Consider the following 16861-nt stretch of genomic DNA (forward strand, 5'->3'; position numbering starts at 1 on the left):
TCTAGGATAACATCATTTTATACGGTTGATGTTATAACCGGTTATGCTAAGGTTCTTACACCCCAGAATAGTTTTACAACTACTCCGAGTATGATTTTATACAACTCCCCTAAAAAGTCAATTAAGCTTTATTATTTTTTTCTTTTTTTAATCTAATGTGTACTTTTACAAGAATTTTTACAAACTCTATAAAATTTCTCGCCGCTTCGTGTACTTCTACTTCCGATAATTTGCCGTTATACATTTTCCTTATATTTTCAACGATCGACTCGTAAATTTCTTCACTACTACGCCCATCCGGTTTAGCTTGCCAAGCTTGTTCATATGTGGTTATATTGTCGTTTTTCATAATTCCCCTCTGTTATATTTTGCTAAAACGCAGTGCAATAAAGCCAAGCTATCGGCTTCGTTATCATCCTTGGGACTAAAGCCTTTACTTTTAACTGCATCGATAACGGCGTATTTTGTAGCGTTGCCTTTGCCGGTGATATGTTTCTTGATAGTACCGACCGGCACTCCTTTATAAGCTATTTGGTGATGTTCACAAAAAGCCGTTAGATGAGCAAGAAAGCCGCCGTATTTATGGGCTGCTTCTACGCCCTTATGGCTCCGTACCTGTTCAAAATAAATTTCATCAAAGCCGCCTTCACTATTCTTAAGGTCTACTAACCATTTCTTAAAACGTAAAAACACCATGCCGCCGCCTTCAAAACTGTTGGTTTTAAAGTTTTCCGTGCCTGAAATGATATTATTATTTTTATTTTGCAAAGCCCAGCCTGTTACAGTGCCGAGGTCTAGGGCTAATATTGTTTTGTAATTGTTCATAATATTATTCTCCTTTTGGTTAGTCCTTTTAATTGTTCTGCTAAAAATATCGGGTTTTTTAACGCTTTTTTTAAAAATAGATGATCTTTTAAAGCTTCCTCTTTAAGCCTTGCTAAGAGTTCAGGAGTGACGTTATAAAAGTCATTAGGTATAACCCACCCTTTAGTTTCTTCTACAATCCTTAGCATAGTAGGGCGTTGTGGTATTGCCTCTTCGTATAAATATTTATAAATATGCGAATGAGATACCCCGAATAATTCAGCTATTTCTCTTATTGTTAATTCGCTTATTTCCTTCCACGTTAATAGTTGCATATTTGCCTCTAAGTTAAATTGCCGGCTAGGAATCTAACCGGTGATGTTTACCTACTAGCGTTTAGGTTTTTTTAAAACCTTGTTTTACAACTTAGTCCCGCATTATTTGTAGTTATATATAACCCAGAAAAATCAACTTGTGGAAAAAGGACACTTCAAGTAACAAATTTTTTGAATTTTTTGAAGTATTTTGGCTTTCCTCTCAAGAACAATAATTTAAAAAGGACACTTCAAGTAACCGACAGTTGTAATTTAAAAAAATAATGGCATTCTATCGGTTACCACCATTAAACAAAATTTTTCAATTCAAAAGAGGTAAAACATGAAGAAAGAACTAACAACCGACATCAATATTTTAAAGGTACCCATTGGGTTACTAGCAAAATATGACGTTGAAGACTTACACCGCCATTTAGTGAAAGCTATCGAGGAGCTAGAAAAAGCTAAGCGGCTTAAACAATGGCTACAAGGGGCAATAGCTCTTAAATATAAGGCACGTATACAAAATAAACGTAACTATTGCGGGGAGGATACCGGCGTTATTTCTCTTGAGGATAGAGGCTTTAAGGTAACTAGCGACGTACCGAAACAAGTTGAGTGGCGGCAAAGCGTACTTAGTAAAATTGCCGGCAATATACTAGCCAGAGGGGGAAAGTTATCGGACTATATTGAAGTTCATTATCACGTGCCGGAAGCTAAATATAATAATTTACCGCAAGTGTTTAAGGATATGCTGCTACCAGCCAGAATAATTAGACACGGCAACCCTGTTTATAAGCTTACCAAACTAAATGATGATAAGTTTGAAATAGTTACGCTAGATCAAATTATGTCGGAATGGGGGGTAAGCCATGAGTAACTGATGTTACGCAGTATTTATCAAATAGGTATATTTGCCGCCATATTTTTTAATTGCTGAAATGCCATTTGATTAGCTTTTACAAGTAGCTTATATTTTATAGCAAAATGGTTAAGGTGAGTTTTTATTTTAAGTTTTTCCAATTTACAGTAAGCTATTAGTACAGAAAAAATATGGTTACATTGTGAACGAATAACTTTAGTCGGAGACTTTGCCAAACTAGCATTTTGCTTTATTGATTTGTGATATTCTTCGATACGCCACCGTTTTTGATAGAGTTCGTAGAAATATGGAACTTCTAGGCTTAAATCATTGGTAATCAAGTATAATATACCTTGTTTGCCGTTCTCGTTTGTGAAAACTTTTTTGAGTAGTTTGACCGGAAAATCAACTTCTTTAATCCAAACCGTTAAAGTAGTATTATCTTGCATATTTAATGATTCAATACGTTTAAAGTTTCCTAGTTGCTTATCTTGTGCAGAAATAGCTATTGTTCTATTGGATTTAATACCTAAAATAAATTTTTTACGGCATTCATAGTGAATAAACTTTATTGTTTCCTTTGACGAAAACCAATTATCCGCAAGAACGTAAGCAAAGCTTATGTCATTTTTAATAGCTTGTTTGACTAATTGGCGAAATAATTCGTTTTTATTACTACTTGATTTACGTTTTTCACGTCTGGTTTCTACATCACAAAATTTAATATCTTTTTTTATAACTTCATAACCTACAGGGACACTGATATCGCCATAACGGATTAAACATGATAGTAAATTAATACCCTTTACATGCCTACCTTTAGCATGAGAGTAATGCCAACAAATTATTTCGTTTTCATCCGTATATGCTTTCTCTTCAACTGAATCGTCAATAATTAAAACTCCCTCATCTACTTTATCCTGCTGTCTAACTAATCCTTTAACATACGACCATAGCTCTTTAGAACCGTACTCCCCACTATGTAAAAATCTAGTGATTTGATCATGGCTAAGCTCTCCCGATAATAATTCCGATAACCCTGTTGCCGTGGCGTACTTATTTTGACTAATTAAGTAATCTGTATAAATATCTAATAGTTTGTCCTGCAATTCTTATCTCTACATACATTTTTAAAGCTTAGAAATTATATAATTTTTTTACCTTTTTCAATCTATACCTGCGTAACATCTATGAGTAAATTACCGATTATTAGCGCCGACGAGCGTTTAGCGGAGAAGCGAGGCATTAAGGGCTGTATATTCGGTGGGTACGGCATCGGTAAAACTAGCCTGCTGTGGACTCTACCGACGGAAACTACGTTATTCTTCGATCTTGAGGCCGGTGATTTAGCAGTTGAAGGCTGGCAAGGCGATAGTGTGCGCCCTCGCACATGGCAAGGATGCCGAGACTTTGCCGTATTTATCGGCGGCGCTAATCCTTCAGTTAAGGACAACGGCATTTATGGCAAAGCACACTATGAAGACGTTTGCCGTAGGTTTGGAGATTCTGCCGCTATTGATAAATACGAAACTATCTTTATCGATTCCATAACGGTTGCAGGACGCTTATGTTTGCAATGGTGTAAATCTCAACCGCAAGCAATTAGCGAGAGAACCGGCAAGGAGGACATGCGGAGTATGTACGGCTTACATGGTCAAGAAATGATCACCTGGCTAACGCATCTACAACATGCCAGAAATAAAAATATCTGGTTTGTCGGGATATTGGAAGAGAAGCAAGACGAATATAATCGTCGGACATTCGGCTTGCAAATCGACGGCAGCAAAACCGCTAACGAATTACCAGGGATAGTTGACAAAGTTATAACTATGGCACAGGTAAAAATTGAAGGTAAAGAGTCTCGGGCTTTCATCAATCACACTTTAAACCCTTACGGCTACCCTGCTAAAGATCGGTCGGGGAAGCTGGAAATGATCGAGCCGCCGCATCTCGGTAATCTCATGGCAAAGATTAAGGGAAGTATAAAACCTATCTACAAAGACTTACCCCCTCAAATAACACGAGTAACTACTACAACTAAAAACAAACAACAATTAATCAAGGAGTAACATTATGAACTATTACGATTTTAATACTGCGACTAATCAAGCAAACTTTGATTTAATCCCGAAAGGGACAATAGCCAAGGTAAATCTTAGAATAAAATGCGGCGGTTATAACGATGCCGAAAGCGGTTGGACGGGCGGCTACGCCACTAAAAACGATATAAGCGGCACTGTTTACTTAGATTGCGAATTTACCATTTTAACAGGTGAGTATGATGTGGCTATAGTATTCCGGACAGTTAGTATGAGACAATATTAACAGAAAGGAAATACAGTATGACAAAAACAAAAATGTATTCTAGTGAATTTAAAGAATCAGCAGTTAAATTGGCAACTGAATCGAAGCGACCTGTTATTCAGACTGCAAAAGAATTAGGTATCAGTAAGAATACTTTATATAGTTGGATAGATAAATATTCTAAACAATTTGAAGAATCAATAACAAGAACAGATGAACATCTGTATGATGAATTAAAAAGATTAAAGAAAGAGCTGGTGATAGTAACACAGGAGCGTGATATACTAAAAAAGGCTGCAGCGTACTTTGCAAAAGAGTCCCTGTAAGGTATGCATGGATAAAGAAGCATCAAGATGATTTCTCAATTGCAATTATGTGCAAATGTATGAAGGTATCACGTAGCGGTTATTATGAGTGGTTAAATAACCCTGGATGCAATAGGGATAAAGAAAATAGAGAATTAACCTGTAAGGTTAGAGCTATTTTTCAGGAAGGTAGACGAAATTATGGATCTAGACCCATTAAAAAGGCTTTGTTGAGGCAAGGCATAATTGTTAGTCGTAGGAGAATTACAAGACTAATGAATGAAGCTGGCTTAGTATGTAAAACTAAGTATAAATTTAAAGCAACTACTGATTCTAAGCATAATAAGCAAGTTGCTCCTAATTTATTGGATAGACAGTTTAAAGTTTCTAATGTTAATTGTTATTGGGTTGGTGATATCACCTATATCCCAACTGGAGAAGGATGGTTATATTTAGCAACAGTTATTGATCTATTTTCTAGAAAAGTAATAGGCTGGTCAATGAATAGTAATATGAAAGCTGATTTAGTTAATAATGCTTTGCTAATGGCAATATGGCAACGTAAACCACCTAAAAAGCTTATTTGGCATACTGATAGAGGTAGCCAATATTGTTCTGATAATCATTTAAAACTTATAAAACAACATGGTATTATACAGAGTATGAGTCGTAAAGGAAATTGCTGGGATAATGCTGTTGCTGAAAGCTTTTTTCATACTATAAAAACAGAATTAATTTATCAACATAAATTTAAAACTAGGGAGGAAGCAAAACATGCTATATTTGAATATATAGAGGTATTTTATAATCGTATAAGAATGCATTCTGCTAACGATTATCTATCACCAGTACAATACGAAAAAATACAAAAATGTGCGTAAAAAACTGTCCGGAAAACTGTTGACAGATCAGTATGCCAAGCGTCGAGTTTGGAGCATGATCGGACTTTATAGCTAGAAGAACAATAACAAATGGGGCGAGATAGGCAGAAGCTTTATACGCTCTATTCTTAACTCTGCTCGAGGGTTTAGCGATAAGGAGGATTCGGAACATGCCAAATATGCCCGTAAGATTAACAATTTCGGTGATTTAGAGAATTTAGAGTTTTTTATAGTTAGAATTGATATAGAAGTCGATCAGTCGGGCAATGAAAAAAACGTTATTAAGGTTGCTTTAGACCCATGCCATAAGGATTATGTTAAGCTTATGGATAACAACGCCGATATAACAGACATAGCGGGGTGGAGGTAAGAGGTGCGCATATGACAAGATTAGATTTTAACCGAATTTTAAAATATTACGATAAAAATAACGGCGTAATGATAACTTTAAATATGTTACTTAATCAAGCTCTTAGTTATGAAAAAAGCTTAGAGCCGCTACGTAAATATTTAGGTGCGTCACGTCTTGGCGTGCCTTGCTCTAGGGCTTTGCAATATGAGTATCTTAAAGCCATTAACGGCGATATTAGAATTGTTGATGATGGGAATCACATACGTAACTTTGAGATAGGATATTTATTTGAGCGTTTAATGATAGATTGGCTAAAGCTTTCAGGCTTTAAACTTTTGACTCACGACGAACAAGGAAAGCAATTGGGCTTTGCAGTAGCAGGCGGCAAAATAGCCGGACATATTGACGGCATTATATTAGATGTTCCGGTTGATATAAAAGATTTAAATCGTGAAAATAAAGATTTAAAAATATCTTGCCCGATGCTATGGGAAACTAAAAGCATGAATAATAAGAGCTGGCGAGAGACATTTACAAAGGGTTTAGTATTATCTAAGCCCGTCTATGCTGCACAAATTGCTCTTTATCAGGCTTATATGGAGGAAACAATTTGCGGTATTTCTAAGAATCCTTGTTTATTTACGGCAATTAATAAGGATACTGCCGAAATATACGCCGAGCTGATCCCGTTTGATGCCGAATTAGCCCAAAGGATGAGCGATAAGGCTGTTAATATTATCAAAGCAACCGAAGCGGGGGAAACATTACCTAGGGGCTTTAGTAGTAAGGAGGTTTTTGACTGCAAAATATGCCCTTATCAATCTAAATGCTGGGGGGATTAAGTTGTGAGTGAAATCTTACCCGTAAAGGATGACATTAAAGGTTATTTTTGGCTGGTCTTCGGTTATTTAGACGGGTTAATTCCGTTGCGTTCATTTGCAGAGAAAGGGGGCGGAACTAATAAGCCCCCTGCCAACATTTGGATTGAAGCAAATGACGATATGGCTGTTAATGCTCTAAATTTTGCTATGACAACAAACCAACGACAAACGGCATTTTACGTAATTCCCGGAGTGGTTGAAAATACAGGGGAAGCCGGAAGTATCCATATAAAGCAAATGCAGGTTTTACTGATTGATATTGACGACGGGGATACTGAAAGCAAGTTAGCATTACTTGAAAACGCTTTAGGTAAGGCTACAATGGTTGTTGAGTCGGGAGGTATGACTAGAGAGGGACATACTAAGTTGCATGTTTATTGGCAATTAATGGAGGTTGCAAGTGGTGAAGATTTAAAAATTTTATTAGAGTTGCGGCACAAAATAGCTTTAGCCGTGGGCGGTGATGTAAGCTTTAAGTCGGCCCATCAACCGATTAGGGTAGCAGGTTCGGTTTATTACAAAGGCGGAGTTGCGAAGCTTGTTAAAATTAGGTCGTATAATCGTATAGAGTATACGCTTGAGGAATTAGTAGAGGGAGTTAAAAAGTTAATTGGCGTTAATACTTTAGATCTCCAGAATTTTACTAAAAACTTACCAAACATTAACAATATTTCCTTACCTTTAAATAATATTTTGACAAGCAAAGTATATGAAGGCGGCAGCGGTGAAGCTAGCCGTTTCAACCGGTTAAGCAGGATAATAGGCTACTGGTTGCGCCGCTGCCATGACGGGTTAATTACTGAAGCACAAGCCTTAGAGGAAATACATAGCTATAATTTAGCCAATGTTGTTCCTTCTTGGTCTCTAGAGAGAATAAAACAAGAGGTTAACGGCTTATGGAAGTTGCATTTACAGAAATACGGAGAAGCTAAAAAGATTACTAATAATGCATCTCGTCGAACAATTAGTATATTTCAGCTAGGTCGATTTTTAGAAGATCAAAGCGAATTGCCGCAAGATTTAATAGCACCACGTATATTAACGCCTCGCGGTATATTAGTCTTCGGCGGTGCGCCAAAAGTCGGGAAGAGTGATTTTTTGTTGTCGTTATTTGTGCATCTAGCAGCAGGGCAAGAGTTTTTAGGCTTTAAGCCCGTTCGTCCATTAAAGATATTTTATTATCAAACCGAAGTAGAATATGACTATTTGCGTGAAAGATTACAAAATATGCAATTTCCTAAGGAGTTAATGGATAAGGCACAAATTAACTTATACATTACACCGGCTAGTAAATTGTTATTAGATGCTGAAGGAATAAATATAATAGCAGAAGACGTAAAAAAAGTTTTAAACGATGCTCCCGATATTATAGCAGTTGACCCGTTGCGCAATGTTTTTGACGGCGGTAGAAGCGGAGCAACAGAGAATGAAAATGACGCAATGATGTTTTTCCTTCGGGAAAGAGTAGAAGCCTTAAGGGATCAATTAAACCCTAAGGCAGGCGTTATTTTAGTTCATCATACAAAAAAGATTAACCGAGTGCAGTTTGAGGATGATCCGTTTCAAGCATTTAGCGGTGCTAGTAGCTTGCGAGGTTACTACACTACCGGAGCATTACTATATAAGCCTGAACCGGAGAAGGATAACATACAGCTAATATTTGAGCTACGTAACGGTAAAAATATTCCTACCAAAATAATTAACAAAACTAACGGTTCATGGGTTGAGGTAAATCCTTCAGAGGAGCGTATAGCTCATAAAACACAAAGCAAGTTATGCGACCGAGAACGTGAGAGGCGTATTAAATCAATTATTAGCTTGCTTGAAACAGAGGCTTTAAGAGGTAAGTTTTATTTAATGAAACAATTTGCTCAAAAATATCAGAATTATAGGGATTTAGGCGGTAGGCGTGCTATTTACGATGATTGTACAGTTGCCGCTACTCAAGGAGTAATTAAGTTTTTTGATAATCCAGAGGAGTACGGAGTAAAGCTTACTAATACAGCTAAGGCTGCTTTTGGATTTATTTGTACGGAAAATATGCAAATTGAAATACCAAAAATTATAAATGCTGAAACAAGAAAAATAACAAAAAGTTATATTAAGATACTAGCTACTCATTATAAATGTGAATGTGACGGGAGAAAAAAGCCGGTAATAAATTCTAAAAATATTTATAACTATTGAAAATTAAAGATGCATTTAATAGTGCAAAACGTGCAATTATCGTTTTTCTTTCTAAAAGCTTTTAAATCCTTATACATAAGCGGTATTCAGAGCATTCCAAAGATGCAGCCAAAAGTGCAGAGTCGCTGCATTATTAAATGCACTTTTGAATAGCCTTGAAACCTTATAAGTACTAGGGCTACAGAAGATGCCAAAGATGCAGAAATTTAAAAATGCACTGCACTATTAAATGCACTTTTGAACAGGCTTAAAACCCTATAAGTACTAGGGCTACAGAGGATGCTAAAGATGCATTTAAAGATGCAGCCATTCTGCACTTTTGGAATGTTCTGAAACCCGCATTACTATTAGGGTTTGCCGATAGTCCAAAGATGCAGAATTTGCCTATATATATAAATATATAAAATATTGCATTTTAAAATGCATAGTAGTTATTTTGTTTTACGGATTTATTTATGTATGTCGCTAAAAATTTAAGTCGGGTAAAAAATAACAAAATAGCCGATAAAAATATATTTTAAAAATTATTGTGTTTTCTACTGGACATTGAAAATAAAAGCTGCTAGCATTTTACAATCTAGGGAAGAATAAACAACGAAATCAACTAAGAGCGCGGCAATGTCGGAATTAATAAACTTTACCAAAGAAAGGCTTACGAAGATTGCTATACCTGCAACCGGTATACGGGTTTACAGGGACAGCAAAGAGCGTGGGCTTATCCTTATTGCATCGTACGGCGGTAGTAAAGTTTTTTATCTGTACAAAACCATTGACGGTAAGCCTCACCGGATTAAACTCGGAGAATTCCCTTACATTACCGTCGATGAAGCGAGAATAAAAGCAATTGAGCTAAAAACCCAAGTAGCAAGAGGCATCAATCCCGTAAAGGAGAAGAAAGCCCAAAAAGCCGCGTTGCAGGGTACCTTGAGTTTGAGAGAGCTTTTTAATCGGTATATTGATGATTACGCTAAGCATAACGTCGTAACCTGGGAACGCCTTGTGTTGCAGATGAATAGGCAAGCAAAAACTTTGTATGATAGGAAGTTGTTAGATATCACGACGGAAGACATACAAAGCGTTTTTAATGACTTGACCGTGAGGATAAGCAAAGTAACGGCTAATAGGTTTTTAACGTTAATAAATGCGGTATTGAATAAAGGCGTTAAGTGGCGACTGCTTGAGAAGAATCCGGCTATTTCGGTTGAACGTCATCAGGCAAATAAGCCACGCACTCGCTACATTACCCTGGAAGAAATGCCGAAGTTTTTTAAAGCCGTAGAAGAAGGGAAGAACCGCATTATGGCGGACTTTTTCTTAATGGCATTATTTACGGGTTGCAGACGCGGCAACGTTGCGGCGATGCGTTGGGATAATATCAGTTTTGCCGGTTCGGTGTGGCAAATAGAACGCACTAAGAACGGCAAGCCGCAAGAAATACATTTGTCGCCGGCAGTAGTTGAGATATTACGCCGAAGACGGCAAGAAAACGCTAATGACCCAAACATTAACGATAATGGTTTTGTCTTTCCCAGCAAAAAAAGCAAAAGCGGACATATAGAAAGCTCGCAATATGCTTGGAGTAAGCTTTGTAACGCTGCCGGTCTTAAAAAAATAATAGTTCATGATTTGCGTAGAACTTACGGGACATGGATGAGGCTAGCAGCAAACGCTGACCGTGAAGTAATCGGCAAAGTTTTAGGCCATGAAGCTCTGAAAACTACAGAGATATACGATATTATCGAGAGTGTAGCGGTAAAAAAGTTTAGAGACGTAACTACAAACGCAATGGCAGTATTTAGCGGCACCAAGCCGCAAGATAACGATTTATTCCGACAGTTACGCCAATCTATAAGCGACAGTAGTAACACCATTAGCAAAATACTAAGCGAGTCGTCCTTTAATCATCTTATTAATAACGATTCGTTAGCCGGTCTTATTAAAATGCGGGAAATGTCCGAGACGGTCGTACACTCGCTTAATACATCTGCATACGGCAATGTAGCCGCCTGATATATGCCTGTAGCTTCCGACTTATTCGTTCATATTCGGTATTCATAATATTACCGCGCTCCTTCTTATCAGTGTTATATTTATCTTCCAGGCTCAAGAAAACAAGCCGATATATTATTAACTCCCTTGTAAGTTTTTGTTATTATCCTTGCAGCATTCTATAACATAAATCGGTTATCCGGACAATTCACATAAATAGCATTTTTATATCCTTTTACGTCCAACAGCTACATACCTACCTTAACTACTTAAGTTGCATCTATAAATAGCCTTATAACTCCAATTTACGCCTATTACTTATATAACTAATCGGTAATAACATAATTGTACTATTAGCAGAAAAGCCACCCCTTGCCCATATTATTAACGTTTCTTAACCATTGTGTAAACATCCCTTAGGTTCTAAGCAAGAATACTAGTTAATAGATACTTCTCGCTACTTTCCCTTATCTCTAAGGATTTAAAGGACATAAGTAACTCATAAATTATTATCCGCGCTATTCATATGCTAGTATACCTTAACAAATCCCCCGCATTTCGCGGTGTTTTTCCGCCGTTTCGGGTCGTTTCGGGGCGGTTTTTGTCAGAATTCTGTATCGTTAATAGATGGGGGAGATAGTGCTTAAAGTAGGGGTATAGGGGGGAAAGTTGCAGCAGTGGTTTTAAGGAGATTAATCGTTTAATAACAAAATTTTTCACTTTTCCGTTTACTATTGTTAGTTGTCGTTATCAAGCTTATAAATAACTATATTAAAAGTAGAAAATCCTTATTAATTTATTTGTAAAAATTCCTATAAAATGCTATACTAACAAAGATAAATCAAGGCTTATATGAGTATAAAATACGGCTCTAAAAACTACGGCTTGTTTGATAAATATTTAAGTAAAATCTCTAAAGCTACTATTGATAAATTCGGCTCACCGGAGAATGTTATAACTTTTCTGCAAGAGCTGTGCGATACCGGTCACGTGGGGCTGGCGGCGAAAAAGATAACTGACTTGTCGCCGTTAGTCTCTCCCCTATTGCTACACAAAGTTATTCACAATGATCGGCATTTAAGCAAATGCGTTAGACTGGCTAAAAATTACTCGGCAGAAATGGCGGAGGCGGTTTTATACGATCGAGCTATTAACGGCTATGAGGAACTAACCTACAATGAGCAAGGGGAATGTATCGCCCGCAAAAAGAAATATTGCCCTAAAAGCTTGCTGGAATATCTAAAGGCTAATTCTCCTAAATATCAAGGCGGCAATAAAGCGGTTGTTGAGAATAAGAAACATGATAACGGCAAGACACCGCAATTAAGCGAAATCGGTAATTTTGAAGTAGAGGCATACGGAGCGGATAGTGACAACGATACAGAAACAAATACGGAATAATAAAAGCTTTAAATTTCCGGTAAATTGGTCACCCTATCCGTTTCAGTTGCCGCTATGGCGTTATTTAGTTATTTATATAAGGGCGGTAAGAAAGCTATAGCCGTCTGGCATAGAAGAGCCGGCAAGGATATTATGGGGATTAACTGGATTACGGCGGCAGCTCTTAGAGAAGTCGGCATTTACTGGTATGTCTACCCGACCTACAACCAGGCTAAAATGTCGGTCTGGAACGGCATGACTTTAGAAGGTCGGGCGTATATGTCGTTTATTCCGCCGGCGGCAATTGCCAACAGCCAGCAATATAAACAGCGAATAGTATTTAAAAACGGTTCGGTAATTCAATTTGTCGGGAGTGATCGCTACGCTAGTATCAGGGGTAGCGGTATCAAAGGGGCGGTAATCTCGGAATATTCTTATCATGACCCAAGGGCGATGAGTTCGGTAATTGAACCGATGGCAATCCGTAATAATGCGTGGTTATTATATCTATATACCCCTGCCGATGATCCAAAGCTAACGCACGGTGAAGAGCTATATTTAAAATATAAAGATGATGAAACGGCATTTTGCGAAATCAAAACAATAGAAGATACTACCGACCACGACAATAAGCCGTTAGTAAAAACGGAAAGTTTAAAGTCGGTGGATATGACCATTGAAGAAATACGGCGAGAATTTTATTGCGACTTTGAAGCCTATCGTTATAAGCGAGCCGATCAAGGCGGCACGTTTGTTGAGCAATTAAGGCTTGCCGAAGCGGAAGGACGCATAAATTACGTGCCGCATGATGCGGCTTATAAGGTCAACACCTACTGGGATATCGGCATAGTCGATTATACGGCAATCTGGTTTGTGCAGGAAAAACAAGAGTCGATAGATATTATTGATTTTTATATTAATCGCGGCAAAGGCTTAGAGTTCTATTTAAATCATTTGCGACTACGTCCCTATCAATACGGGCGGAACGTCTTACCGCACGACATGAGCAGGCGACAAATGCCGACCCTAGACACCAGGCTTAGCCAAGCAAACGAAATAGCCGAGAAGCTAGGTTTTGCGCCTTTCGATTTAGGAAGAAAATATTTACGGGAGGAAATGATCAATGAGGCACGGAAGTTATTAAGGAGTAATTACTGCCGGATAGATAACAGAAAATGCCGCGACGGCATCAATGGACTTTATGAGTTTGACGCCAGTAAGCGGGGTACACATGCAAGTTCGACTAGATGCACGGATATAGCGGAAAGCTTTTGTTATTTAGCAATGGAAGTAAAAACCGGCAAGGATAAGGAAATGTTTAGCATTAACATATTGCGCTATAACAAAGTTATTAATGACTATAACGCCTTAGAAAGATAAGAGATAATAAATAAAAAGGAGTAAAAAAATGGGAGGAATATTTAGAAAGCCGATTAAGGCAATTACCGGAGCGGTAAGTAAATTTGTTCCCGGCGGAAAATATTTAACCGGTCGAGAAACCGAACGGCAAAAATTCCATTATAACAATGCCTTAAATGCTTATAATAGTTATGCAACGGAGGCGCAAGCAGCTATTGATAATTTAAACAAGCAATTACACGAATCGGCGCAGCGACTGCAAAGTATCGAGCAACAGAAATACCGGCATGGACAGAATAGCGGGCAGTTACATAATCAGGTGGAGCAATATCAACAAGGCTTACAGAGTTTAGAGCAACAAAAGACGGGTCTAGGGTCTGAAGCAAACGAATTGCAGGCAGCTTTTGAAGCTTTTAAAAGTAAAGCTCCGTCGCTTGCCGGCAAAATAAGCGAAATGCAGAAACTCCCCGATAATTTCCGGCAGATGTTCGAGTCGGTTTTGCAGCAAAAGGATAGGCTTAGGGGCTTAACCGAAGAAGAAGCAGGCGGCGAGATCAATAAATATCGTGCGGATGTAGAGAATTTAAAGAAGCAGCGCGAACAAGCGGAGAATAATATACGCCAGCAAATGGAGGAAATAACAAAGCAGCATTCGGGGCTTGAGAATGAAAAAGCTAATTTAGAAAATAGGTTATCCTCTTATAGCTCTCAACAAAATAAGCTATTACAAAATAGCGATCATTTTAATAATGCCCGTAGTCAATTAGCGAGTGTTATCCGGAATTATCAGAATGAACAACAAAGATTAGAAAATGAATATAACAGTCATAAGTCACAGACTGAAAGCCTAAATAGTCAGCTAGATAATTACAGCAATAGCGCACAAGCACATTTAGATAATTTGGGAAATGCGGTAGGTTTTCGGGCAAATAAACTTAAAAAAGCTAACAGGCTAACCGGTTTGACCCAAGGAGCAGCACTTGCAGCTTTAACATTCGGTGCGGGTATGTATAGCATAATCCATTAAGGTATTGACAAGTAGCATAAAATAAGTAAATCTATGTGCGAAAAAGGAAAGAGATGGTCCGAGCATATCCATACGAACTAAGAACAAAAGCATTAGAGTTAATAGATAAAGTTAAGTCAGTAAGTAAAGTTAAGGAGTTATTAAATATATCTAGGCAAACATTATACAAATGGCAAGCTATTCAAAAGAAAGAAGGAGATATTCAGCCGAGAGTAGGCTATCAAAAAGGTCATAATAAAAAGCTAACAAATATGCCGGAGTTTAAGGAATTTATAGATAATAATGCCGATAAAAGCCTAAAAGAATTAGCAAAAATATCAAATAAATGGTCAGCAACGACAATTTGGCGAGGTATAAAAGCACTAGGATATAGTTATAAAAAAAACTTTTACGCACCCCAAAAGGGACGATGGAGCAAGGAATGATTTTATAGCTAGAATCAAAACTATTTCAAAAGAAGATTTAGTGTTTATGGATGAATCCGGAATAGAAGATAATGCATGCTTGGAGTACGGTTATAGCCTAAAAGGTAAAAGATATTACGATAAGAAAATTTACCAACATAAAACAAGAGTAAGTATGATAGCAGGGCTTTGCAATGGTAAAATAATAGCTCCAATAGTTTTTGAAGGGACTTGTGATACACTAATTTTTAAGAGTTATGTTGAAGATTTTTTGATCAAAGAATTAAAACAAGGTCAAGTGGTTGTTATGGATAATATTAATTTCCATAAGAATTCCAAGGTCAAAGAGCTAATAGAATCTGTAGGTTGTAGTATTTTATTTTTACCTACTTACTCTCCTGATTTAAATCCAATTGAGCATTATTGGTTTAAATTAAAAAATCAAATTAGAAAAACTGCAAAAGACTTCGAACATTTTTTTGATGCTGTTTGTTATAATCTGTCCATATCTTAATGGATTATGCTGTACTATATAAAGAAAGGGGCAGTTTGCCCCCGCTTGTTGAATAGATTTTATTAGTTAGCAATATAATTAATATCCGCAGACAAGTAAATAATGACTATACGAAGCTCGTAAATTTGTCTAAAATTGTCCACTACGGCGCGCCAATAATATTTTGTTTAGCTAAGCATATCCAAATAAATATTTAGAACAGTACTGAGCTTTTTTAGAGTATCTATTGTGCCTTGTCTTGTACCTTTTTCAATAGCTGAGATATATTGCTTAGTTTTACCGATTTTGATTGCTAGTTGCTCTTGAGAAAGCTCACGGTACTTTCTATAAACTTTAATTGGATTCTCACCGTTTAGAATTTTTTGCACTAATTCTTCAGGAAAATATTCCTCATTTTTAGCTATTCCTTCAGCATATAATTCTTCATCGGTAATATGGTGCTTTTTAAAGTTTATAAGCTCCTGATATTCGCTAAAAGATATGACCACAAAAGCAGGCTTCCCCTGATACTCTATTATATGTTTATTGCTCATTTATATATTTATCCTCTAACATCAATATTGATTACTAGAATTTCTACCTTTCCTTTATCTATCCTGTATATAACACGGTAATTCCCAATCCTTAATCTATAACCATCATAACCTGTCAACTTTTTTATATTATTATTTTCCTTATATGGGTCTAATTTTAGTACCTCTAACTTTTCTAATATAATGCTCCTTTTATTTGCAGAAATCTTGAGCAAATTTTTTAATGCAGTTTTAGAAAAACTTAACTTATAAGCCATGGTAAAATACAATAAGAATTATTTATAGTATATAATATTTAATTGACTTATGTCAACATATTGTTGACCTATCGTTATAATTTTGTTTAATATAAAAGAGAGCAATATTATCTTTAAAAGATTTATCAGAAGTTAGAAAATCATACACTAGGGTACGCCATTCGCCATTTTTTGAGGCATTGTTGCATGGCTCGAAATCCTTATAAAAAACACCGTCATTGCGAGGAGGGACGTAATCTAGAGCAGTAATCGAGTCTTTGTCGTGCTGAACTTGTTTCAGCATCTCTTGCAAAATATCCTGAAATAAATTCAGGATGACTATTATTTCCTGGATTGCCGCGCTCCGCGCAAATGCTCGCAATGACGATTCCGGTAGCCATACAATAACGCCGCACTTTTTTATTAAGAATAATTAATATAATTGTTAGCTATGTTCTAACTTACTTTTGCAACTTAAATAATTTGACACTATTTCTGTTGTAGAAGAAGAGTCAGAGGAAGAATATAG

Annotated in this window: 19 protein-coding genes; 11 read left to right on the forward strand and 8 right to left on the reverse strand. The window is 36.9% G+C overall.

The window, feature by feature from the left end:
- Window positions 1-121 precede the first annotated feature (121 nt).
- The 3 genes from AAHM91_RS05265 to AAHM91_RS05275 are packed head-to-tail and all read right to left on the reverse strand — an operon-like array spanning window position 122 to window position 1139.
- Window positions 122-349, reverse strand: coding sequence for a hypothetical protein (locus AAHM91_RS05265; RefSeq protein WP_342270111.1), 228 nt, complete (start codon window positions 347-349; stop codon window positions 122-124).
- Window positions 346-825 carry a crossover junction endodeoxyribonuclease RuvC gene (locus AAHM91_RS05270; protein ID WP_342270112.1) on the reverse strand — a complete coding sequence of 160 codons (480 nt, stop codon included), beginning with the start codon at window positions 823-825 and terminating at the stop codon, window positions 346-348. The genes AAHM91_RS05265 and AAHM91_RS05270 overlap by 4 nt, the downstream gene beginning before the upstream one ends.
- Window positions 822-1139 carry a hypothetical protein gene (locus tag AAHM91_RS05275; protein WP_342270113.1) on the reverse strand — a complete coding sequence of 106 codons (318 nt, stop codon included), beginning with the start codon at window positions 1137-1139 and terminating at the stop codon, window positions 822-824. The genes AAHM91_RS05270 and AAHM91_RS05275 overlap by 4 nt, the downstream gene beginning before the upstream one ends.
- 322 nt (window positions 1140-1461) lie before the next feature.
- Between AAHM91_RS05275 and AAHM91_RS05280 the strand changes: the two genes are divergently transcribed.
- A complete protein-coding gene (locus tag AAHM91_RS05280) occupies window positions 1462-1998 on the forward strand; it encodes a hypothetical protein (protein ID WP_342270114.1) in 537 nt (178 codons plus the stop codon).
- Between the two features lie 20 nt (window positions 1999-2018).
- Here AAHM91_RS05280 and AAHM91_RS05285 read toward each other — a convergent pair whose 3' ends face one another.
- Window positions 2019-3089: an IS701 family transposase gene (locus AAHM91_RS05285; RefSeq protein WP_342269493.1), complete on the reverse strand. Its 1071-nt coding sequence runs from the start codon at window positions 3087-3089 to the stop codon at window positions 2019-2021.
- Between the two features lie 81 nt (window positions 3090-3170).
- On the opposite strand from AAHM91_RS05285, the gene AAHM91_RS05290 reads away from it, so the two are divergent.
- The 10 genes from AAHM91_RS05290 to AAHM91_RS05335 all read left to right on the forward strand — a co-directional run bounded on the left by AAHM91_RS05290 (window position 3171) and on the right by AAHM91_RS05335 (window position 15563).
- The gene (locus tag AAHM91_RS05290; RefSeq protein WP_342270115.1) at window positions 3171-4049 is read left to right on the forward strand and encodes an ATP-binding protein; all 879 of its coding nucleotides are present in this window, start codon (window positions 3171-3173) and stop codon (window positions 4047-4049) included.
- A gap of 4 nt (window positions 4050-4053) precedes the next feature.
- The gene (locus tag AAHM91_RS05295; RefSeq protein ID WP_342270116.1) at window positions 4054-4305 is read left to right on the forward strand and encodes a hypothetical protein; all 252 of its coding nucleotides are present in this window, start codon (window positions 4054-4056) and stop codon (window positions 4303-4305) included.
- A 17-nt stretch (window positions 4306-4322) separates the two neighbouring features.
- A protein-coding gene (locus AAHM91_RS05300) for an IS3 family transposase (protein ID WP_410526146.1) occupies window positions 4323-5470 on the forward strand; the annotation gives its coding sequence in 2 pieces (ribosomal slippage) (window positions 4323-4569 and window positions 4569-5470; 1149 coding nt in all).
- 381 nt (window positions 5471-5851) lie between these two features.
- Window positions 5852-6664, forward strand: coding sequence for a hypothetical protein (locus tag AAHM91_RS05305; RefSeq protein ID WP_342270117.1), 813 nt, complete (start codon window positions 5852-5854; stop codon window positions 6662-6664).
- A 3-nt stretch (window positions 6665-6667) separates the two neighbouring features.
- Complete coding sequence (locus AAHM91_RS05310; protein ID WP_342270118.1) at window positions 6668-8890, forward strand: AAA family ATPase; 2223 nt, start codon at window positions 6668-6670, stop codon at window positions 8888-8890.
- A 618-nt stretch (window positions 8891-9508) separates the two neighbouring features.
- Window positions 9509-10900 (forward strand): tyrosine-type recombinase/integrase, encoded by a 1392-nt coding sequence (locus AAHM91_RS05315; protein ID WP_342270119.1) that lies wholly within the window; start codon window positions 9509-9511, stop codon window positions 10898-10900.
- A gap of 831 nt (window positions 10901-11731) precedes the next feature.
- Window positions 11732-12280 (forward strand): hypothetical protein, encoded by a 549-nt coding sequence (locus AAHM91_RS05320; RefSeq protein WP_342270120.1) that lies wholly within the window; start codon window positions 11732-11734, stop codon window positions 12278-12280.
- A 24-nt stretch (window positions 12281-12304) separates the two neighbouring features.
- The gene (locus AAHM91_RS05325; RefSeq protein WP_342270121.1) at window positions 12305-13639 is read left to right on the forward strand and encodes a hypothetical protein; all 1335 of its coding nucleotides are present in this window, start codon (window positions 12305-12307) and stop codon (window positions 13637-13639) included.
- Window positions 13640-13667: 28 nt separating this feature from the next.
- On the forward strand, window positions 13668-14645 hold the full coding sequence (locus AAHM91_RS05330) for a coiled-coil domain-containing protein (protein ID WP_342270122.1): 978 nt from the start codon (window positions 13668-13670) through the stop codon (window positions 14643-14645).
- A 53-nt stretch (window positions 14646-14698) separates the two neighbouring features.
- A protein-coding gene (locus tag AAHM91_RS05335; protein WP_342269478.1) for an IS630 family transposase occupies window positions 14699-15563 on the forward strand; the annotation gives its coding sequence in 2 pieces (ribosomal slippage) (window positions 14699-15022 and window positions 15024-15563; 864 coding nt in all).
- Between the two features lie 167 nt (window positions 15564-15730).
- On the opposite strand, the gene AAHM91_RS05340 is transcribed toward AAHM91_RS05335, so the two are convergent.
- Genes AAHM91_RS05340 through AAHM91_RS05355 form a run of 4 tightly spaced genes read right to left on the reverse strand, consistent with a single transcriptional unit; the run spans window position 15731 to window position 16733 of the window.
- A complete protein-coding gene (locus AAHM91_RS05340) occupies window positions 15731-16096 on the reverse strand; it encodes a helix-turn-helix transcriptional regulator (protein ID WP_342270123.1) in 366 nt (121 codons plus the stop codon).
- A gap of 8 nt (window positions 16097-16104) precedes the next feature.
- Window positions 16105-16353 carry a type II toxin-antitoxin system RelE family toxin gene (locus AAHM91_RS05345; RefSeq protein WP_253308341.1) on the reverse strand — a complete coding sequence of 83 codons (249 nt, stop codon included), beginning with the start codon at window positions 16351-16353 and terminating at the stop codon, window positions 16105-16107.
- A 52-nt stretch (window positions 16354-16405) separates the two neighbouring features.
- Window positions 16406-16636, reverse strand: coding sequence for a hypothetical protein (locus AAHM91_RS05350; RefSeq protein ID WP_342270124.1), 231 nt, complete (start codon window positions 16634-16636; stop codon window positions 16406-16408).
- The gene (locus AAHM91_RS05355) at window positions 16569-16733 is read right to left on the reverse strand and encodes a hypothetical protein (RefSeq protein WP_342270125.1); all 165 of its coding nucleotides are present in this window, start codon (window positions 16731-16733) and stop codon (window positions 16569-16571) included. The genes AAHM91_RS05350 and AAHM91_RS05355 overlap by 68 nt, the downstream gene beginning before the upstream one ends.
- Between the last annotated feature and the right edge of the window lie 128 nt (window positions 16734-16861).

Source organism: Rickettsia endosymbiont of Orchestes rusci (assembly GCF_964030945.1).
Classification (GTDB): Bacteria; Pseudomonadota; Alphaproteobacteria; order Rickettsiales; family Rickettsiaceae; genus Rickettsia.